We start from the raw sequence: 20,878 nt of genomic DNA, 5'->3' as shown, positions 1-20,878 counted from the left end.
TTTTCGCGATGAAAGTGATTCGTTTGGCGCGCGCTGGTGATTTTCGTGATGCTTTAGCCGAGAATCCGACCTTGGATTTGCGTTCCGGAGCCCTCTATAACGGTTAACGCGCCGCTGAAATGGTTAAGACCTGACGACCATCGATGCGGATGTTGGGTTTTGAATCTAAAAAATGGCAATTTTTATGCGCCTCAAATCTGCTTAACCGGAGATGACGTCGTTCCATTCTGGGTGACGAAGCACCTGCGCCTTGAAAAAAGGGCAAAGCGGCATGATTTTCCAGCCACCTTTTCGCGCCTCTTCGATTGCGTGCGCTGCCAGTGCCTGGCCAACGCCCTTGCCACGAAGCTCGTCGGGAACACCGGTGTGATCAAGAATGATTAACTTTTCCGATGCGCGAGAATAGGTCATCTCTCCGGTATGGCCCTCAAGCGTTGCCGTGTAGAGACCTTTTGAGCCCGTTTCACTGCTTTTGAATTCCATCATCTTCTCCCGCTTAACGTTTGTGATGGCGTAGCTATACCATGCCACATGAGCAGCAGACGGGAAAAGGTGACCGCAGTTTGTGAACAGTGATGTTACAATTTGGAATGCTCAGCTTGTGCTGCGCTGCTGAATGCCGTGGGTGGGGAGCGCGAGGCGAGCCATTTGTATGGCAACTGAAAACAGATACGCCACGGTGCATGTTTTGAAACATGCCGTGGCGCTATCTTGTATAATGGTCTCGATGCGGCTTAAGCCACAACAGGACTTTAACTAGTGACGGTACTGCTGGATGCGCGTGGTGCGCAGACCTGCAAGGCCGTGATCGGAAATCGAAGACTGCCAGGACAGGAATTCTTCAACCGTCAGCGTATAACGCTCACAGGCTTCTTCCAGGCTCAAAAGCCCACCCCGAACCGCAGCAACTACTTCTGCCTTCCTACGGATCACCCAACGACGGGTATCAGCCGGAGGAAGGTCGGCAATTGTTAGCGGGCTGCCATCTGGGCCGATGACATATTTAACTCGTGGACGTATCATTTCGGTCATTGGACACTCTATACAAACTCAAGACCATATAGGATCAACCTAGCGCGCTAACTTTAAAAAAGAACTAAGCTGTTCGAGAGAATTTGTTAACAATTTGAACTATTTCGGGTGTTCTGTGAGGAAAACGGTTCAAATCTGGCCGAAAGATTACGGTCGTGTCAAAAAAACGCAGTCTTTGTCGTGCCAATAAAAAGGCACATCTTCGACATAAACCCGGCCGGATATATCTGTGTCTGCTGATTTAAGTATTTCTTATTTGTTGTTTCTGGCTATTACTGTAATTGTAATATATTCGAATGTTTTAATGTTATTATTCTCATGCGTGCAGTATGGTCGGTTGCACAGCGATTCCGTGTACTGTTTCAACCGATAAGCCAATGCAAAAATCCAGCACCATTTTCAAATGTGAATTTCCAGATGCTTTTATAGAGGGGAGAAGAAACGTGTCGGGCAACGTTTCAACGACTGATGCAATTGATATGGCAGTTCAGGGTCTGTTTTCGTCGGAGTGCAGGGTGTGACCGGGGCCGTGATGACAGACAAGGGCGATAGCGAGTTTCCAAACCGTCTGGAAAGTGACCTCGCAGACTTATGCAAGCGACATGGCTTTGACCGTTATATGCTGACGGCTTTTCCACGTGCGGATAAATCCGGCTTCCGAGACAATATCGTTCACAGCAACTGGCCGACCGGGCTGGTGAATGCATATTCGCTGAGTGATGCGTTTCGGAGCAGCAAGCTGATTGCCATGCTGAAGCGCAAGGTCGTTCCGGTGTTGCTGCCAGGTTCATGTTTCTGGCAGGACGAGAATGGTCGTGATGTGGCCGATCTTGGCAAGGAGTTTGCCCGGTTTGGTTATGCCAATGTCCTGGCCTGCTCACTGCATGATGCCCATATGAATATCTATGTGTTGGCTCTCAGCAGCGACGCTGTCGATCCTACGCAGCCGGATATGGCGGCATTATATTTTGAAGCTGTGGAGATTCTGGACAGGGCATCTGGCGACAGTCTGTTGCAGGCTGGGCCACGGGAAAAACTCACGGCTCGTGAAATTGAGTGTTTGCGTTGGTCTGCTGCCGGTAAAAGCAGTGAAGAGATCGCGATCATTCTCTCCATTTCCAGCCATACCGTGATCAGCTACCTGAAAAGCGCGATGCGCAAGCTTGAGGCAGTCAACCGCATGCAAGCGGTGGCGCGGGCCTATCGTTATCGATTGCTGTGAATTTGGTGACGGGCAGGACGGATGATTGGAGCAATCAACCGTCCTTACTTCTTAAAGCAATAATCAGGTGTTTTCCGCCATGGCGGGCGTGCCCCAGGCCACGAAGTGGCCGTTGGCAAGACCTTCTTCCGTGCAGATCTTGGGCAGATAGACCAGCGGCGCACCTTCAGGTGTCACTGTGATCCCGCCGGCCGCGCGCAAGATGGCGTCACCCGCGGCCGTATCCCACAACATGGTGCGGCTGAACCGCGGATAAACATCGGCCTGACCTTCTGCAATAAGACAGAATTTCAGCGATGATCCGACCGAATTGAAATTACGAATGCCGTGCTGTGTAACGAAAGCCGTCGCTTCCGGCGTGCTGTGCGAGCGACTGATGAGCGCCATCATCGCGTCAGGACAGCTTCTTGTGTTAATCTCTTCCCGCGAGACAATGTTGAAATCCTCGTCGAGCGTCAGCTTTTCGGCAATACCTTCGTGGCCGGTCCAGAGTGTTCTGAGCAGAGGCGCCAGCACCACACCGGTTACCGGTTTTCCATCGCGAATCAGTGCAATATTGACGGTGAAATCGTCGTTTCCAGCGATGAACTCCTTGGTGCCATCAAGCGGGTCGACCAGAAAGAAATCGCCGCCGGATATTTCCGGCATGATGCCAGATGATACAGCCTCTTCGGCAATAACCGGGATAGTGGGAAAAGCCTGTTCTAGCGCTGCCAGAATAACGTCTTCGGCACGCTGATCCGCCTCTGTGACGGGGGAGCAGTCATTCTTATAGAGCACATGTGGCCCAGCCGTGTGGATGGCCATGATTTCTCGACCTGCTGCAAAGGCTGCGTGTGTCAGATGCTCCAGCATTTTGACGATGTGTCCTCGGGTTCCCAGCGTTGTCTCAGATATATCGCATTCATTTCAAGTATTTACGATATATAATATTGATAAATACAGCATTAAATTGTGTCGGGAAATGGTACGGGTATTATTTCGAGTTACGTTAAGTGATAACGTTGTATTACACTGCGAAATGAGTGGTTTTTGCTCAGCTTCTGCCGAATTCCTGCTCTTTGTGATCCCAAATGCGGCAGTGAATATGAAAACTCCAAATATTTGGCTGAAATTTTCCTTTTGGGCTTCACATTTCTTTCGAACGCGTTATGCATTTCATACGGATCTGTCTTACAGGATCGCGGGAACGTAATAAAAGAGATGTGCTCCTTTAGAGAGTGCATCCGGGGGAAAATATGGAGTATTTTATCCAGCAGCTCATAAACGGGCTGACTCTTGGTTCTATCTATGGCCTGATCGCAATTGGCTATACGATGGTTTACGGCATTATCGGCATGATCAACTTCGCCCATGGCGACATATTCATGCTGGGTGGCTTCGCAGCCCTTATCGTCTTCCTCATTCTCACATCGTTTTTTGCCGGTATTCCGGTGGCGCTGCTCCTTCTTCTTATGATGGTTGTTGCGATGCTGATGACCGGGTTGTGGAACTGGACGATTGAGCGCGTGGCTTACCGGCCGCTGCGTGGCTCCTTCCGCCTCGCGCCGCTGATCACCGCGATCGGCATGTCGATTGTGCTATCCAACTTCATTCAGGTTACGCAGGGTCCACGCAACAAGCCGATCCCGTCGCTAGTGACAGATGTCTTCCACTTCGGCGCAATCACCATCTCGTTGAAGCAGCTTATCATTGTGGCCGTCACATCCGTGCTGTTGTTCGTGTTCTGGTATATCGTCAACAAGACACCGCTTGGCCGTGCGCAGCGGGCAACCGAGCAGGACCGCAAGATGGCGGCACTTCTGGGTGTCGATGTAGACCGCACCATTTCGATTACCTTTGTTATGGGCGCTGCTCTCGCAGCCGTCGCTGGCACGCTGTACCTCATGTATTATGGTGTTGCCTCGTTCAATGACGGGTTCATTCCTGGCGTAAAGGCGTTCACGGCTGCGGTTCTTGGTGGCATTGGCTCACTGCCAGGCGCTGTGCTCGGTGGTCTTCTGATCGGCCTGATCGAAAGCCTTTGGTCTGCCTATTTCTCGATTGCCTACAAGGATGTTGCAGCTTTTGCCATTCTTGCATTCGTTCTGATCTTCAAGCCTACGGGCATCCTCGGACGTCCCGAAGTCGAGAAGGTATAAAAACATGGCAAATTCTGGCTCTGAAACAAAATCCTCCAGCCCCGATCTTACGGTCGTGGCGCTGAAGGAAGGCCTCTACGCGGGCTTGATTTCCTTCGGCATGTTCCTGCTGTTCGTTGGTATCCGTACCTTTCAGGATATCAATAACGCACTTGTCTGGGAGACCCGTTGGGATCTCCTGGCGATTTTTGTCGCCATCGCTGCTGTCGGTCGTTTTCTGGTTGTTGGTTTTATCAAGCCAGCGCTTGATTCACGTAAACTGAAAAAAGCACGCACTGGCGTACTGGATATCACTGAAGAAAAAAGTGATTTCCAAAAGTATTTTCTGAAGATCGCGCTTGTTGCGTTGCTTCTCTACCCACCTGCTATGGTCGCAATTAACGGCTTCCAGGGTTCACTGAAATACGTTGATAACTTCGGCATCCAGATCCTGATCTACGTCATGCTGGCATGGGGTTTGAATATCGTTGTCGGTCTGGCCGGTTTGCTCGATCTGGGATATGTGGCGTTCTACGCGGTTGGTGCCTATTCCTACGCACTGCTGTCCAGCTACTTCGGCTTCTCGTTCTGGCTGCTCTTGCCAATGTCCGGTATTCTGGCGGCGTTTTGGGGTGTTATCCTCGGCTTCCCCGTTCTGCGCCTGCGTGGTGACTATCTAGCCATCGTGACACTTGCCTTCGGTGAAATCATTCGTCTTGTTTTGATAAACTGGACAGATGTGACCAAGGGCACGTTCGGTATCTCGAGCATTGCCAAGGCATCGGTCTTCGGCATCTGGTCGTTCGATACCGGTGCGCCGAACAACTTCGCCAAGGCTTTTGGCCTGTCGATGTCGTCGGCCTATTATAAAATCTTCCTGTTCTACGTCATCCTGGCGCTTTGCCTTCTGACAGCCTACGTCACGATCCGCCTGCGTCGCATGCCGATCGGTCGTGCATGGGAAGCCCTGCGTGAAGATGAAATTGCCTGCCGCTCGCTTGGTATCGATACGGTTGCGACCAAACTCACCGCCTTTGCAACAGGCGCGATGTTTGGTGGTTTTGCCGGTTCATTCTTCGCAGCTCGTCAGGGGTTCGTATCGCCTGAATCCTTCGTGTTTCTTGAATCTGCGGTCATTCTGGCCATCGTGGTTCTCGGTGGTATGGGATCACTCACCGGCATTGCCATTGCGGCTGTGGTGATGGTGGGTGGCACGGAAGCGCTGCGCGAAATGGAGTTCCTCAAGCATTTCTTCGGAAATGACTTCACTCCCGAACTCTACCGTATGCTGCTGTTCGGTCTGGCAATGATTATCGTGATGCTGTTCAAGCCACGTGGTTTTGTGGGTTCACGCGAACCGACTGCCTTCTTGAAAACACGCAAGGCTGTCTCCGGCAGCTTTACGAAGGAAGGTCACGGCTGATGGCATCCGGAGCAAGTTCCATGAAAAAAGATACGATACTGAAGGTCGAACATCTCTCGATGAAGTTTGGCGGCTTGATGGCCATCAACGATTTTTCGTTCGAAGCCAAGCGTGGTGAAATCACCGCGTTGATCGGGCCGAACGGTGCTGGCAAAACAACGGTGTTCAACTGCATCACCGGTTTTTACAAACCGACAATGGGCATGATCACCATGAACGGGAAGGAGGGGCAGCAGCACCTTCTCGAACGTTTGCCGGATTTCGAGATCACCAAAAAAGCCAAGGTTGCGAGAACCTTTCAGAATATCCGGCTTTTCTCCGGTCTGACGGTGCTCGAAAACCTGCTGGTTGCGCAGCACAACGTGCTGATGAAGGCATCCGGTTACACCATTCTCGGATTGCTGGGTTTCGCGGCTTACAAAAACGCTGCAGCCGATGCCATCGAGAAGGCAAAGTACTGGCTCGACAAGGCCAATCTTACGGATCGTGCTGATGACCCGGCAGGTGATCTTTCCTATGGCGCGCAGCGCCGTCTGGAAATTGCCCGTGCCATGTGCACCGGTCCTGAGCTTCTGTGCCTCGACGAGCCGGCCGCTGGTCTGAACCCGAAGGAATCTCTGGCACTGAACGCATTGCTGCGTGGCATCCGCGATGAAGGAACATCGCTTTTGCTGATCGAGCACGACATGTCGGTGGTTATGGAAATTTCCGACCATGTGGTTGTGCTTGAATACGGTCAGAAGATTTCTGACGGCACGCCGGACCATGTCAAGAATGACCCCAAGGTCATCGCCGCCTACCTCGGTGTCGAGGACGATGAAGTGGAAGAAATTATTGCTGAAGAACTTGACGGGGGAGCGGTCTGATGTCCGGTGAATCCCTTCTTAAAGTCCAGAATGTTGAAACCTATTACGGCAATATCCGTGCGCTCGCCGGTGTCGATATCGAGGTGAACAGGGGTGAGATCGTCAGCCTTATCGGCGCTAACGGCGCTGGAAAATCCACGTTGATGATGACCATTTGTGGCAGCCCGCAGGCCCGCTCCGGTTCGGTCATCTTCGACGGCGAGGACATTACCCGTGTGCCAACACACCTGATTGCGCGCAAACGTATTGCGCAGTCTCCTGAAGGTCGTCGCATTTTTCCGCGCATGACGGTTCTGGAAAACCTTCAGATGGGCGCTGGTCTGGATAATCTGAAATACTTCAAGGAAGATGTGGAGAAGATCTTTGTGATGTTCCCGCGCCTGAAGGAACGTCAGAGCCAGCGCGGCGGTACATTGTCGGGCGGTGAGCAGCAGATGCTGTCCATCGGCCGTGCGCTGATGGCCCGTCCGAAACTGTTGTTGCTGGACGAACCTTCACTGGGTCTGGCGCCCCTGATTGTGAAGGGCATTTTCGAAGCGATCAAGAAACTGAACAGGGAAGAAGGTCTGACCGTGTTTCTTGTTGAACAGAACGCTTTTGCTGCCCTCAAGCTTTCCGACCGCGCTTATGTGATGGTGAACGGCAAGGTAACCATGAGCGGTTCCGGCAAGGAACTTCTGGCCGATCCTGAAGTGCGTGCGGCCTATCTGGAAGGTGGCCGCCACTGATGTCGTCACGAAAACTTTTGGCGGTTTTCAAGACGATAAAAGGTGAGGCAACGAGATTTTGAACGGCGATATTTTTACGAAGTCGACGTTTTGAAAAGAAATTCAGGTGTCGCCAGCCATCAAAAAGAAGCTGGTACGCCTGCAATCGGAATGGTGTTTCTCTTTCTGAAAAACGTCATGCCGCAAAATGCTTTCCCGTCTTTGGCCTCAAAGCTGGCAACAGATTTGAAGGGGTGGGAAATGGAATTCCCGGTCTGCAAGGACCGGTTTTAAAATAAGAATAACGGAGCGTCTGTCGTAAGGGCGACCGCGCTAAAGGGGAAAATGAAATGCAGGGACTTTTTTTCGAAACAGATACGATGCCTCGTTACGTCTTGCGGGTATTGGTTCTGCTTCTGGGGTTCTGGACAGCATGGCGTACCGGCAAGTCGGTAGCCGATGGTTGGGGCGAAATGCCTCGTGTCATCGTCTATACGTTACTTCTGGGCTTTGCCATGCGCTTTTTGCATCACGCGCTGTTTAACGGCCCGATACTGAATGGCTTCTACTACACAATCGATGTGGTGGTGTTGCTTGTTTTTTCCGTTGCCGGTTTCCGTACTCGCAGAACGAGCCAAATGGTCAATAACTACTATTGGCTATACGAAAAAAGTTCTGCTTTTTCCTGGAAGAAGAAAGATTGACAGGGCAGGGTCTCTGACCTCAGACTGCTCGCAAAGGTGGAACAGCTTTCCTGTTTAGTGATGATGGGGCTGGACAGGTAAACAACAATACCCATCCAAAAGGAACTGGGAGTAACATAATGAAGAAGTCTCTTCTTTCCGCAGTAGCGCTGACTGCAATGGTCGCGTTCAGCGGCTCTGCCTGGGCTGATATTCTCGTCGCCGTTGGTGGCCCGCTGACTGGCCCGAACGCAGCGTTCGGTGCGCAGCTCCAGAAGGGTGCCGAGCAAGCGGCAGCAGACATTAATGCTGCTGGCGGTATCAACGGCGAACAGATCAAGATCGTCCTGGGTGACGACGTGTCCGACCCCAAGCAGGGCATCTCCGTTGCCAACAAGTTCGTTGCTGACGGCGTGAAGTTTGTTGTTGGTCACTTCAACTCGGGCGTTTCGATCCCGGCTTCCGAAGTGTACGCAGAAAACGGCATTCTCGAAGTGACGCCTGCTGCGACCAACCCGGTTTTCACCGAACGCGGCCTGTGGAACACCTTCCGTACTTGCGGTCGTGACGACCAGCAGGGCGGCATTGCCGGCAAGTATCTTGCTGACCACTTCAAGGATGCAAAGATCGCCATCATTCACGACAAGACCCCATATGGTCAGGGCCTTGCCGACGAAACCAAAAAGGCTGCAAACGCTGCTGGTGTGACTGAAGCCATGTACGAAGGCGTTAACGTCGGCGACAAGGACTTCTCGGCACTGATCGCAAAGATGAAGGAAGCCGGCGTTTCCATTATCTATTGGGGCGGCCTGCACACAGAAGCTGGTCTGATCATCCGTCAGGCTGCTGACCAGGGTCTGAAGGCAACGCTCATTTCGGGTGACGGTATCGTGTCCAACGAACTGGCCTCGATTGCTGGTGACGCTGTTGAAGGCACGCTCAACACATTCGGTCCTGATCCAACCCTGCGTCCTGAAAACAAGGAACTGGTAGAGAAGTTCAAGGCCGCCGGCTTCAACCCTGAAGCTTACACTCTGTACTCCTACGCTGCGCTCCAGACGATTGCTGAAGCTGCCAAGGCTGCCGGTTCGACCGACGCTGAAGCTGTTGCCGAAGCAATGAAGAAGGGTACGTTCAAGACCGTTCTTGGCGATATCTCCTTCGACGAAAAGGGCGATCCAAAACTTCCTGGTTACGTTATGTACGAGTGGAAGAAGGGTCCGGACGGCAAGTTCAGCTACTTCCAGCAGGGCAGCTAAGTTTCTGCTAATACATCCAAGAAGCCCGGCAGAGATGCCGGGCTTTTTGCTTTTGAGGCACGGAATAGCAGCTGTTTTCTGATTTTCCTGCGCCCAGATTGTTTTTGCCACAAAGGCGACATTGTCGTTGCAATGAATGTCGAGGGGACAACTGCCGGGAGAGATTCGATGGTGATGCGGCGACTTTTGACAGTCGGTTTGGTTGTGCTTGGGCTGGGGGGCGGTCTGTTTGGCCTTTACACACTTGGCAATTCTCGCACCACACAGTTGTTTGGCGAGATTTTCGCCCGGGTCGAAACCAGCAAGCCCCTCGTTGCCCTGACATTTGATGATGGTCCGACCGTTCGTTTCACACAGGATGTGCTGGACATGCTGAAAGAGCATGATGTCCCGGCAACGTTTTTCCTGACCGGCAGAGAGATGCAGGAAAATCCGGCGCAGGCGCGGGCGATTGTCGAGGCAGGGCATCAGGTGGGCAATCACTCCTACTCGCATGCCCGCATGTTACTGACAGGGCCTGCCACCGTTGCCGACGAAATTGAGCGGACTGATGCCGCTATCCGTGCAGCCGGCTATCAGGGCGAGATCGATTTTCGCCCACCTTATGGCAAAAAGCTGGTGACCTTGCCGTGGTATCTGTCGCAGAATAATCGCAAGACAATCACCTGGGACATAGAGCCGGAAAGTTATCCTGACATTGCGGGCAATGCTGATGCCATGGCTGCGCATGTGCTTGAAAAAGCGCAGAATGGATCGATCATTTTGCTGCATGTGATGTATCGCAGCGGAGAGGCAAGCCGTGCAGCCGTACCGAAGATTGTCCAGGGTCTGAGACAGCGCGGTTTTGAATTCGTGACCGTTTCACAGCTACTCGCCAGCCGTTCTGAGGAGGCACCGTAGACTTAGGAGGGCTCAGCCGTTGTTATGGATGACCTGCGTTGCTTTCACAGCAGCAGATGCGCGGTTTTCAACGCCAAGCTTCACATAAATCTGCTCCAGATGTTTGTTCACCGTGCGGGCAGAAAGGCCAAGAATATCGCCGATGTCGCGATTGGATTTACCCTTGGCAATCCACAATAACACTTCGGATTCCCGCAACGTCAGGCCAAAATGTTGTCGCAGCAAGGCATCGGCCGGTTTGTCATTGGTTGCCATCAGGCGGAACAGATATTCGTCAGCCCCCATCGCTCCCAAGAAGGTAAGCTGCAGGATCGCCTGCCCATTGTTGGAAATGCTTAAAGCTGCATCCCGCATATGTTGGGCGCGATCGGGAGAGCCAAGCCAGGTGGCAATTTCGGCAGAGACAATTTCCAATCCGGCATCACTACCCGTCGCTGCGTTGATCAGCCGTGTCGCCTGTGGTGTTGACCAGTGGATTGCACCATTGGCCCGCACCGCCAACAAGTGGCGCCCGGCGGCATCCAATGCCACACGGGCACTTTGTGCTGAGCGGGCATTGGACAAGTGAACACGAATACGGGCGCGCAATTCGTCGATATTGATTGGCTTGGTCAGATAGTCGACGCCGCCGGAACCCAATGCGTGCACCACATGTTCGGTCTCCGTCAGGCCAGTCATGAAGATAACCGGCACCTGTGTGACCGAGGCATTTGCCTTGAGACGACGGCAGGTTTCAAAACCGTCCATCGAGGGCATGATCGCGTCCAGCAGAATGATATCTGGGGTAATGCGTTCGACAATGTTGAGGGCGGCTTGACCGGAAGTGGCAATCAGGACGGAGAAACCGGATTGCTCAAGTGCCTCTGTCAGAAAGCCCAACGCTTCTGGGCTGTCATCCACCAGCAGCACGATATCGCGCGGGTTCATCGGCTCAGTCATCCGTGCCCGTCCTTTTGTCTTCAAATTTTTTTATAAAGTCCGCGTAACCCGTCAAGTCGAAGGATCGCACGAAATTGCGGGCTTGTGCGGTAAATGGCAGGTTTTCTTGGCTGCGGTCAAGATCATCCAGCTTGGCTTCGATACCTCGGATGTAGCCAATTTCCCCAAGGCGCAGCAAGTCCTGAAGGTGAACAGAAGCCGGTGCCTTTAACGGGGCTGGCGGAGCTGTCGAAACAATGACCGTGGAAAGGTCTTTTTCATACACCCAGTGCAGACCCAGATGCACGGCGAGGCGGTCACAGAGCTTGCGAATGTCGACCGGTTTGGCAATGGCATCATTATGGCCATCGGTACCTGCGCCAATAATGGCCGTGTCCCCAATATTGGCTGACAACATGATGATAGGTGCGGTTTGACCGGCATCGCGCAGCTTGGCGACCAGTTGCCAGCCGTTCATGCCGGGCATGGAAATGTCGATGAGGAATGCATCCGGCCTTAACCCTTCGATGAGGGTCAGGCAGTCCGGACCACTCTGGGCAGTTAGCACCACAAAATCGAGCGGAGAGAGGACTTCCTGCATCAGATCACGGTGGTCCTCATTATCATCCACCACCATGATGGTGCGACGTGGCCCGGCGTAGGACACGATTTTCTTTTCAGCGGCCGGCGCCGTGCTCGGGCGGTTGATGGCCGACAACATAAGGCGCACGCGGAATGTCGAACCTACATCCTTTTCGCTGGTGGCAGAAATCTCGCCGCCAAGCGTGTTGGTCAATAGCTGGGTGATGGTGAGGCCAAGGCCAAGACCCGGCATGGGTTTGATGTTATCCGCTTCACCGCGTTGGAACGGTTCGTAGATGCGGGCCAAATCCTTGGGGGAAATACCGCGTCCGCTGTCCGTCACCGTGAAGGTGGCGACCTGGCTGCGATAGGCGACTTCAAAGGTCACGGTGCCTGCATCGGTGAATTTAATGGCATTGGACAGCAGGTTTACGAGGATTTGACGCAGTCGTTTTTCATCGTTTCGCACATATTGCGGCAGTGACTGTGCCCTGATGTGATGAAATGTCAGCCCCTTGGCCTGAGCCTGCGGGCGAAACATATCGACGATCTGATCCAGAAAATCCTGGATATTGATTTCGTTGGAGTAGACCTGCAGGCGGCCAGCCTCAATCTTGGAAATATCCAGCAGGCCATCGATAAGACCGGACAAATGATCGGCGGAACGTTTGATGACCTTGATGGCAGATTGGCGTGGTGCGGGTATGGTTTCGTCTCGCTCGAGAATTTGCGCGTAACCCAGCACGGCATTGAGCGGCGTGCGCAGTTCATGACTGAGGCCAACCACATACCGACTTTTGGCGCGGTTTGCCGCCTCGGCGGTTTCCTTGGCGGTCTGCAGCGCGGCATCTGTTTTGCGGTGGGCGGCAATTTCCTTAAGCAGCAACGTGTTTTGGCGCGATGATTCTTCTTCCGCGACCACGCGGCTGTCGTGGGCAAGGACCAGAAACCAGCAGACGATGCCGGCAATGACAGCAAAAACAAAAAACACGATGAGGATGGTGCGGTTCACGACATCCGCAGTTTCCGGTGAGGCTGTGGCGACCTGATGGGCAATCAACGCCAGAATGCCACCGAGAACTGCGATTGCCAATGCTGCTGACATGCCATAGCGACCAAGGCGCGTGGCAAGTTTTGCCACCAACTCATTGGGCAGGAAGGACTTCGCGACCGTCGCTACCTGATAATTGAGCTTTGCCTTTGGTTTGCACATGTCATGACAACGGCTATCCAGCGAACAGCAGAGCGAACAGATAGGCGCTGCATAGGCAGGGCACCACGCCATGTCCTCCGGCTCAAATGGGTGCTCGCAGATAGAACAGGTAATGCTGCTTTCTTCATGCCATTTCTGGCGCGGCTTACGAGCGAGATAAAACTTTCCCTTTGTTCCCCACGCAATTAGCGGGGAGGCGATGAAAGCAACCACCAGCGTGATGTAGGGTGCAAGTGAAGCGGCCATCGAGCCGAACAGGCCAAAATGGGCGGCAAGTGCAATGGTTGCTGACAGCATCATACTGCCGACACCAACCGGGTTGATGTCGTAGAGGTGTGCGCGCTTGAACTCGATACCGGGTGGGGCAAGGCCAAGTGGCTTGTTAACGAACAAGTCGGCCGAGATCGTGCATAGCCACGCCATTGCAACAATGGAAAAGATGCCGAGCGTTTCTTCCAGCAATTTGTAAATGCCGAGTTCCATCAGAAGCAGGGCGATGGCAACGTTAAACACCAGCCACACAACGCGACCGGGATGGCTATGCGTGAGGCGGGAGAAGAAATTCGACCATGCCAGCGATCCCGCATAGGCATTCATGACATTGATCTTGAGCTGCGACACCACCACGAAAGCTACCATCAACAGCATGGCAGCATTTTCGTTCGGGATCATGTAGCCAAAGGCGGTGAGGTACATTTGCGAGGGGTCGGCGGCCTTGTCGACCGGCACGCCTGACGACAGGGTCAGAACGACAAGGAAGGAGCCTGCCAGCAGTTTTGGCACGCCCACCACGACCCAGCCGGCACCTGCCAGAAAAACAGCGATGCGATGGCGCAATTTGCTTTGGCCCTCGGCAGGCAGGAAGCGCAAAAAGTCGACCTGTTCGCCGATCTGGGACATCAATGCCAGAATGACGGCTGAGGCGGCACCAAATTCAACGAGATTAAACCGCGCAAACTCTCCAACTGGTGCAGGTGTGTGGTGGATGCCGGAAAAGGCCAGCCAAAGATCGAATTTGTCCCAGTCCAGAAAGGCAATGAAGATAAACGGCAATATGTTCAGGATGATCCAGAATGGCTGGGTCATGATCTGGAACTTGCTGATCAACCGCACACCGTGGGTCACGAGCGGTATGACCATGACGGCCGAAATGATATAGCCGATCCATAATGGAATGCCGAGTGCCAGTTCCAGCGCACCGGACATGATGGATGCCTCGATGGCAAACAGCATGAAGGTGAAGGCGGCATAGATCAGCGAGGTTATCGTCGAGCCGATGTAGCCAAAGCTTGCACCGCGGGTCAGAAGGTCAATATCGACGCCGTGGCGGATGGCGTAACGGCTGATCGGCAGGCCGACGGCCAACATGGCGACAGCCGCGACTATAGTGGCAAAAAACGCGTTGGTCGTGCCATAGGACAGGGTGATCGCACCGCCGATAGCTTCGAGAGCTAGGAAGGAGATGGCGCCAATGGCGGTATGGGAAATTCGGTTTGATGAAAACTGCCGGGCGCTTTTTGCGGTAAAGCGCAACGCATAATCTTCCAGCGTCTGGTTGGCGACCCAACGGTTATATTCACGTCTGACGGGAATGATGCGTTGTCGTGCGGCCATGCCGGATTTCATAGCCTCCGAAACCGTTATCAGAGTTTGTGGTCGTTGCTCGTCTTAGCAACGCGGCCTGCCTGTGCAGACACAAAAATGGCGTCGTCCGGATCGAACGACGCCATCATTTTATGTTAGGCCGCAGCCGACTTTGCAGTCGGTACTTCTGCGATCGTCTTCAAAACGACAGACGCGATCTGGTAAGGGCAACCCTGCGAGTTCGGGCGGCGATCTTCCAGGTAACCACGGTAACCGTTGTTGACGAAGGAGTGTGGAACGCGGATCGACGCGCCACGATCAGCAATACCGTAGGAGAACTTGTTCCATGGCGCTGTTTCGTGCTTGCCGGTCAGACGCAGGTGGTTGTCTGGGCCGTATACGTCGATATGCTCCTGCCAGTTCTTGGAGAACGCAGCCATGAGGGCTTCGAAATATTCCTTGCCGCCAACTTCGCGCATGAACTTGGTGGAGAAGTTGCAGTGCATGCCCGAACCGTTCCAGTCGGTGTCGCCGAGCGGCTTGCAATGGAATTCAACGTCGATGCCGTACTTTTCGCAAAGGCGCAGAAGCAGGTAACGAGCGATCCAGATCTGGTCAGCGGCCTTCTTGGAGCCCTTGCCGAAGACCTGGAATTCCCACTGACCCTTGGCCACTTCGGCGTTGATGCCTTCGTGGTTGATGCCTGCTTCGAGGCAGAGGTCGAGGTGCTCTTCAACGATTTCGCGGGCGATGGAGCCGACATTCTTGTAGCCAACGCCTGTGTAGTATGGGCCCTGCGGAGCTGGGTAGCCCTGCTCAGGGAAGCCGAGCGGGCGGCCGTCTTCGTAGAAGAAATATTCCTGCTCGAAGCCGAACCATGCATCTTCGTCGTCGAGGATGGTCGCGCGGCTGTTGGATGCGTGTGGCGTAACGCCATCTGGCATCATGACTTCGCACATGACGAGCGCGCCGTTGGTACGGGCTGGATCAGGATAAATGGCAACTGGCTTCAGAACGCAATCCGAGCTGTGGCCTTCGGCCTGCTGGGTGGAGGAGCCGTCAAAGCCCCAAAGCGGAAGCTGCTCGAGTGTCGGGAATTCGTCGAATTCCTTGACCTGCGTTTTGCCACGCAGGTTTGCTACCGGCTTGTAACCATCGAGCCAGATGTACTCGAGTTTAAACTTAGTCATTGCGAACCTCTCATAGGTAATAATGCGAAGCCTTGATATCCCCTGACCTGTTCAGGCCGCAGGGAAACCGCTTTCGCTTTCAAGGGCTGCCTATATACAAGCACGCGGCGTGCCAGTTTGAATTTGGATGGCGGAACGGCTGCAAAATTCTTTTGGGAGAGTGGATTCGTGTGCGGTGGAACGACTGTTTAAGCTGTTCGTTTAACCGAAGCGACAAATCGTAATTCCCTGCAAATATGAAGTTTTTATAAAGGGAAGGGCGCTATGATGACGCTTCGGACTGGAAATTTGCCGATAGAGGCGCTTTTTGCGCCAGGAATGACCGATTTTAGGTCGCTAGCTGCATAAAGACTACTCTTTCACGTCTTTGATTTTTTGAATGCCTACTTTTTAATCTTTTTGATTTTTTTTTAATCGATACGGTGAAATTTCGATCCTGATGCGCTATATTAGGGTGAAGCAAGATGCTGAGGTGTTTTTAACGAAGAGAGAATATCATGAGAAATGAACCGCAAATGGAAAGTGCCAGAATTTATCAGTTTCCCGTTGGTGGTCGTGCAGGCTACAACCGCTTCCGCAAGGACGCGTCTGTGCACCCTGAACCTCATGCCGCACCCTTACCTCAGGTCGACTTCGACAGCTGGTATCACCAGGAAGCCATCCTTGAGACGTCTACAGATCCAAAACCGCAGAACTAAGTTCCACCACTAGGTTCTTTGTAAACGAATAGTGCTCCGACCTTCCGCGCCGCTTCTTGCGGCCTTCTTGATGGCTGAGTTTTCTGCCTTCCTGTTTCGCCACCCTGCATACGTCAATTGACGTATACGGTTTTGCGGATGTGCGTTTGATAGTTCCCCACGGCGGCAGTCAAAAAGTCTGCTGGTGCCTTTTAAGGCAAACCATAAGAGGGGTCCGATCAGATGACATTCAGAACAAAGGTTACAGGCGCGCTGCTGGGCGCAATCCTGTCCACCACCGCCTTCCACGGCGCTTTTGCTGCCGATGACACAATCAAGGTTGGCGTTCTTCACTCCCTTTCCGGCACCATGGCGATCTCCGAGACGACGCTGAAGGATGCCATGTTGATGCTCATTGAAGAGCAGAACAAGAAGGGTGGCGTTCTCGGCAAAAAACTCGAAGCTGTTGTTGTCGATCCGGCCTCTGACTGGCCGCTGTTTGCCGAAAAGGCGCGTCAACTGATCAGCCAGGACAAGGTTGCCGCCGTGTTCGGTTGCTGGACCTCTTCTTCGCGCAAATCCGTTTTGCCGGTGTTTGAAGAGCTGAACTCCATCCTGTTCTACCCGGTTCAGTATGAGGGTGAAGAATCCTCGCGTAACATTTTCTATACCGGTGCCGCTCCAAACCAACAGGCTATTCCAGCCGTTGATTATCTCGCCAGCTCCGAAGGCGTTGAGCGTTGGGTTCTGGCCGGTACTGACTATGTCTATCCGCAGACCACCAACAAGATCCTCAAGGCCTATCTTGAATCCAAGGGCGTGAAGTCTGAAGACATCATGGTCAACTACACGCCATTTGGTCACTCCGACTGGCAGACCATCGTTTCCGACATCAAGAAGTTCGGTTCGGCTGGCAAAAAGACCGCCGTTGTTTCCACCATCAATGGCGATGCCAACGTACCGTTCTACAAGGAACTGGCAAACCAGGGCGTCAAGGCTGAAGACATTCCGGTCGTTGCCTTCTCGGTTGGTGAAGAAGAGTTGGCCGGTCTCGACACCGGACCACTGGTTGGCCACCTTGCAGCCTGGAACTACTTCCAGTCCGTCGATTCCGAAGTCAATGCAGAGTTCATCAAGACCTGGCACGCCTTTACCAAAAATGACAAGCGCGTCACCAACGACCCGATGGAAGCGGCCTATATCGGCTTCAGTGCATGGGTAAAGGCTGTTGAGGCCGCTGGCACGACCGAGACGGATGCCGTTCTCGACTCGATCATTGGTGTATCGGTTCCAAACCTCTCCGGCGGTTATTCCACCGTCATGCCGAACCACCACATCACCAAGCCGGTGCTGATTGGCGAAATCCAGGCCGATGGCCAGTTCGATATCGTTCAGCAGACCCCACAGGTGGTTGGCGACGAGTGGTCCGATTACCTGCCGGACAGCAAGGACCTGATCTCGGATTGGCGCAAGCCAATGGAGTGCGGCAACTTCAACGTGGCCTCGGGCAAGTGCGGCGGCAAAGGCAGCTGATAAACGAAAAATGCGGATGCCGATCAACGTGAAGTTGGTCGGCACCAAGCGCCTAAGCCGGGTGAGGCCCGCTGATGACGTCTAAGGGGAAAGCCCCTGAGGCATGAAGGAAAGCTCCTTCACTCCAGAATTCGTCTGCCAGTTTTCGCAACTGATGTGCAGGCTTCCAAGGGGGACTTGGGACTATGATATTTCGTCTATTGGCCGTGATCGGCCTGCTGTTCAGTCTGGTGTCAACTTCAATGGCGCAAAGTGATCCAAAGGCGCTGTTCGATGCGCTTGGCACAGCTGACTTCAAGCAGGCAGAGGTCCTGATCGGGCAGATTGCAGCGACGGGGGATCCACGTGTCGTTCCTGCTCTTGAAGCATTTGCATCCGGCGACCTCTATGTGCGTAAAGCCGATAATCTGGTTTTCATGGCAACGGCTGCAGGCTCCAGTTTTGCGCTGATCGACCCGATGTCGGGTGAGGCGGCTGGAGAAGTGCCAAAAGCGGCTGTGACGAAGATCAAGGTCAACAACAATCTGCGCCGGGTTATCCGTTCCGCTTTGGGCGGTTTGACACTGTTGAGCCCGGAAAAATCTGTTCGCCTGTCCGCGGCAGATGCGGTGCTCAAGGCACCCAGTGCCGAAAATCTCGATTTGCTGGATGCTGCTCTTGCCAAGGAAACGGACGCAGAAGTGCGTGGCCGCATGGAAGAGGCGCGGGCTGTATCCCTTTTGTCGTCAGACCGTTCGGTGGACGAGAAAAAAGCGGCAATTGAAACCATCAGCAAGATTGGCGGGCGCGATGCGATCAGCATTCTGATGGCAGCCTCATCTTCTGTCGATACCAGCCTGAAGGCTGATATCGATAGCGCGATTTCAAACATTGAAAGCTCGCTTGCTGTCTGGGACGGCGTGCAAAATGTCTGGTACGGCCTGTCGCTTGGTTCCGTGCTGCTGCTGGCCGCCATTGGCCTTGCCATCACCTTCGGTGTGATGGGCATCATCAACATGGCGCATGGCGAAATGGTGATGATTGGTGCCTATTCCACCTTCATGGTGCAGGAGGTTATCCGCAGCAATTACCCTGGTTTGTTTGACTGGTCTCTGGCCATTGCACTGCCAGTGGCTTTTCTGGTGACTGGCTTTGTCGGACTGGTCATGGAGCGGAGTGTCATCCGCTTCCTGTATGGCCGTCCACTTGAAACCCTGCTTGCCACATGGGGTATTTCGCTTGTGCTGCAACAGGCGGTTCGGACGATTTTTGGGCCGACCAACCGTGAGGTTGGCAATCCGAGCTGGATGTCCGGTTCGTTCAGTGTCGGTTATCTGAACTTTACCTGGAATCGCGTATGGATCGTTGCCTTTTCTTTCACGGTTTTCTTTGCGCTGCTTCTGCTTTTGAAACGGTCATCCTTCGGTCTGCAAATGCGAGCAGTCACCCAGAACCGCCGCATGGCTTCATCAATGGGTATCAGAACGCCCTGGGTTGATGCCTTTACCTTTGCGCTCGGATCTGGTGTGGCTGGACTTGCTGGCGTCGCCCTTTCACAGATCGACAACGTGTCACCCAACCTTGGCCAGAGCTACATCATCGATAGTTTCATGGTGGTGGTGTTTGGCGGTGTGGGTAACCTGTGGGGAACGCTTGTCGGGGCGCTGTCGCTTGGCGTGCTCAACAAGTTCCTGGAGCCGACGGTCGGCGCTGTTCTCGGCAAAATCCTCGTACTCGTGCTCATAATCCTGTTCATTCAGAAGCGGCCGCGTGGTCTCTTCGCACTCAAGGGAAGGGCCATCGAAGCATGATTACCGGCTTCCTTCTTCGGGCGCTTGATCGCCACATCACCATTGCTCTTGCCATTCTTCTGGCGGTTGCCCTGCTCATCCCGGCATCAAACCTTTTGCTGCCTGCCGATAACCCGCTGCATGTGCCGACCTATATCATGTCGATGCTCGGCAAATATCTGGCCTATGCCTTGCTGGCATTGGCTCTTGACCTTGTGTGGGGTTACTGCGGCATTCTTTCGCTGGGGCATGCTGCGTTCTTTGCGCTGGGTGGTTATGCCATGGGCATGTACCTGATGCGCCAGATCGGCACTCGGGGTGTCTACGGTCACCCCGTTTTGCCTGACTTCATGGTGTTCCTGAACTGGAAAGAATTGCCGTGGTTCTGGCAGGGCTTTGACATGTTCTGGTTTGCCATGCTGATGGTGCTGGTAGTGCCGGGTGTTCTGGCCTTCGTGTTCGGCTGGTTTGCCTTTCGCTCCCGCGTCAACGGCGTTTATCTATCGATCATCACCCAGGCGATGACCTACGCGCTGCTGCTGGCCTTTTTCCGAAATGATATGGGGTTTGGCGGAAATAATGGCCTGACGGATTTCAAGGATATTCTCGGTTTCTCCGTGCAGGCCGATGGCACACGTGCCGTTCTGTTTGCCATGACCGCAGTGATGTTGGCGCTCAGCCTTTTGATCGCCTCGGCTATCGTCAATTCCAAATTCGGCAAGGTGCTGGTTGGGGTGCGCGATGCCGAAAGCCGCGTGCGTTTCCTTGGCTTCCGGGTCGAAAACATCAAGCTTTTCACCTTTGTTGTCTCAGCCATGATGGCAGGCATTGCCGGTGCATTGTTCGTGCCGCAGGTCGGTATCATCAACCCCGGTGAGTTCTCGCCTGCCAACTCGATTGAAGTGGTGGTGTGGACGGCGGTCGGCGGTCGCGGCACCCTGATTGGTCCGATTATCGGTGCCGTGCTGGTCAATGGCGGTAAAAGCTATTTCACCGGTGCTTTCCCTGAATTGTGGCTGTTTGCATTGGGCGGGCTTTTTATTGCCGTCACGCTGTTTTTCCCCAAGGGCATTGTTGGCACCATCCAGCAGGTCATAGGCAACCGCCGGGACAGGCGTAATGCCTTGGCAAACACCAAAAAGGCAGCTGCGGTTGAGGTGAACACGGCAACACCTGCGCAGCAGGCGGCGGAGTGATATC

18 protein-coding genes are annotated in these 20,878 nt (G+C 53.7%); 12 read left to right on the top strand and 6 right to left on the bottom strand.

The features are described from left to right. Nucleotides 1–201 precede the first annotated feature (201 nt). Nucleotides 202–483, bottom strand: a complete 282-nt coding sequence (locus PYL13_RS14780; RefSeq protein ID WP_192488222.1) for a GNAT family N-acetyltransferase — start codon at nt 481–483, stop codon at nt 202–204. 273 nt (nt 484–756) lie between these two features. Beyond that, nucleotides 757–1,032 carry a CtrA inhibitor SciP gene (gene sciP, locus PYL13_RS14775; protein WP_027675777.1) on the bottom strand — a complete coding sequence of 92 codons (276 nt, stop codon included), beginning with the start codon at nt 1,030–1,032 and terminating at the stop codon, nt 757–759. Nucleotides 1,033–1,564: 532 nt separating this feature from the next. On the opposite strand from sciP, the gene PYL13_RS14770 reads away from it, so the two are divergent. Continuing rightward, a complete protein-coding gene (locus tag PYL13_RS14770) occupies nt 1,565–2,254 on the top strand; it encodes a LuxR C-terminal-related transcriptional regulator (protein ID WP_303299112.1) in 690 nt (229 codons plus the stop codon). A 63-nt stretch (nt 2,255–2,317) separates the two neighbouring features. Here PYL13_RS14770 and cysQ read toward each other — a convergent pair whose 3' ends face one another. Then, complete coding sequence (cysQ, locus tag PYL13_RS14765) at nt 2,318–3,109, bottom strand: 3'(2'),5'-bisphosphate nucleotidase CysQ (RefSeq protein ID WP_275641829.1); 792 nt, start codon at nt 3,107–3,109, stop codon at nt 2,318–2,320. A 383-nt stretch (nt 3,110–3,492) separates the two neighbouring features. Here cysQ and PYL13_RS14760 point away from each other — a divergent pair, with 383 nt between their 5' ends. From PYL13_RS14760 to PYL13_RS14730, 7 genes are all read left to right on the top strand, one after another. Further along, nucleotides 3,493–4,395, top strand: coding sequence for a branched-chain amino acid ABC transporter permease (locus PYL13_RS14760; protein WP_192488225.1), 903 nt, complete (start codon nt 3,493–3,495; stop codon nt 4,393–4,395). 4 nt (nt 4,396–4,399) lie between these two features. Continuing rightward, complete coding sequence (gene livM / locus PYL13_RS14755) at nt 4,400–5,797, top strand: high-affinity branched-chain amino acid ABC transporter permease LivM (protein ID WP_275641828.1); 1,398 nt, start codon at nt 4,400–4,402, stop codon at nt 5,795–5,797. A 20-nt stretch (nt 5,798–5,817) separates the two neighbouring features. Next, nucleotides 5,818–6,663, top strand: coding sequence for an ABC transporter ATP-binding protein (locus PYL13_RS14750; RefSeq protein ID WP_371815269.1), 846 nt, complete (start codon nt 5,818–5,820; stop codon nt 6,661–6,663). Continuing rightward, nucleotides 6,663–7,391 (top strand): ABC transporter ATP-binding protein, encoded by a 729-nt coding sequence (locus PYL13_RS14745; protein WP_250982113.1) that lies wholly within the window; start codon nt 6,663–6,665, stop codon nt 7,389–7,391. The genes PYL13_RS14750 and PYL13_RS14745 overlap by 1 nt, the downstream gene beginning before the upstream one ends. Before the next feature lie 329 nt (nt 7,392–7,720). After that, nucleotides 7,721–8,074, top strand: coding sequence for a DUF6867 family protein (locus tag PYL13_RS14740; protein ID WP_259143357.1), 354 nt, complete (start codon nt 7,721–7,723; stop codon nt 8,072–8,074). 119 nt (nt 8,075–8,193) lie between these two features. Further along, a complete protein-coding gene (locus PYL13_RS14735; protein ID WP_192488230.1) occupies nt 8,194–9,312 on the top strand; it encodes a branched-chain amino acid ABC transporter substrate-binding protein in 1,119 nt (372 codons plus the stop codon). A gap of 168 nt (nt 9,313–9,480) precedes the next feature. Further along, nucleotides 9,481–10,212 carry a polysaccharide deacetylase family protein gene (locus PYL13_RS14730; protein WP_275641827.1) on the top strand — a complete coding sequence of 244 codons (732 nt, stop codon included), beginning with the start codon at nt 9,481–9,483 and terminating at the stop codon, nt 10,210–10,212. 12 nt (nt 10,213–10,224) lie between these two features. Here the strand turns inward: PYL13_RS14730 and PYL13_RS14725 are convergent, their stop codons facing one another. The 3 genes from PYL13_RS14725 to PYL13_RS14715 all read right to left on the bottom strand — a co-directional run bounded on the left by PYL13_RS14725 (nt 10,225) and on the right by PYL13_RS14715 (nt 15,699). Continuing rightward, nucleotides 10,225–11,151: a response regulator transcription factor gene (locus PYL13_RS14725; protein WP_275641826.1), complete on the bottom strand. Its 927-nt coding sequence runs from the start codon at nt 11,149–11,151 to the stop codon at nt 10,225–10,227. Further along, a complete protein-coding gene (locus tag PYL13_RS14720; protein WP_275641825.1) occupies nt 11,144–14,539 on the bottom strand; it encodes a hybrid sensor histidine kinase/response regulator in 3,396 nt (1,131 codons plus the stop codon). The genes PYL13_RS14725 and PYL13_RS14720 overlap by 8 nt, the downstream gene beginning before the upstream one ends. Before the next feature lie 125 nt (nt 14,540–14,664). Next, nucleotides 14,665–15,699: a glutamine synthetase beta-grasp domain-containing protein gene (locus PYL13_RS14715; RefSeq protein ID WP_192488234.1), complete on the bottom strand. Its 1,035-nt coding sequence runs from the start codon at nt 15,697–15,699 to the stop codon at nt 14,665–14,667. 497 nt (nt 15,700–16,196) lie between these two features. On the opposite strand from PYL13_RS14715, the gene PYL13_RS14710 reads away from it, so the two are divergent. The 4 genes from PYL13_RS14710 to urtC all read left to right on the top strand — a co-directional run bounded on the left by PYL13_RS14710 (nt 16,197) and on the right by urtC (nt 20,874). Further along, nucleotides 16,197–16,397, top strand: coding sequence for a DUF2735 domain-containing protein (locus PYL13_RS14710; RefSeq protein ID WP_250982106.1), 201 nt, complete (start codon nt 16,197–16,199; stop codon nt 16,395–16,397). 222 nt (nt 16,398–16,619) lie between these two features. Further along, nucleotides 16,620–17,909 carry an urea ABC transporter substrate-binding protein gene (gene urtA / locus PYL13_RS14705; protein ID WP_275641824.1) on the top strand — a complete coding sequence of 430 codons (1,290 nt, stop codon included), beginning with the start codon at nt 16,620–16,622 and terminating at the stop codon, nt 17,907–17,909. A gap of 185 nt (nt 17,910–18,094) precedes the next feature. Then, the gene (gene urtB / locus PYL13_RS14700; RefSeq protein WP_275641823.1) at nt 18,095–19,699 is read left to right on the top strand and encodes an urea ABC transporter permease subunit UrtB; all 1,605 of its coding nucleotides are present in this window, start codon (nt 18,095–18,097) and stop codon (nt 19,697–19,699) included. After that, nucleotides 19,696–20,874 carry an urea ABC transporter permease subunit UrtC gene (gene urtC / locus PYL13_RS14695; protein WP_275641822.1) on the top strand — a complete coding sequence of 393 codons (1,179 nt, stop codon included), beginning with the start codon at nt 19,696–19,698 and terminating at the stop codon, nt 20,872–20,874. Before urtB ends, urtC begins: the two co-directional genes overlap by 4 nt. The last annotated feature ends 4 nt before the right edge of the window (nt 20,875–20,878 follow it).

Origin of the sequence: Agrobacterium sp. Azo12 (genome assembly GCF_029193765.2) — a bacterium.
Lineage (GTDB): Bacteria > Pseudomonadota > Alphaproteobacteria > Rhizobiales > Rhizobiaceae > Agrobacterium.
Note: the sequence above shows the minus strand (reverse complement) of the source record. Positions and strands in the feature narration are given on the sequence as shown.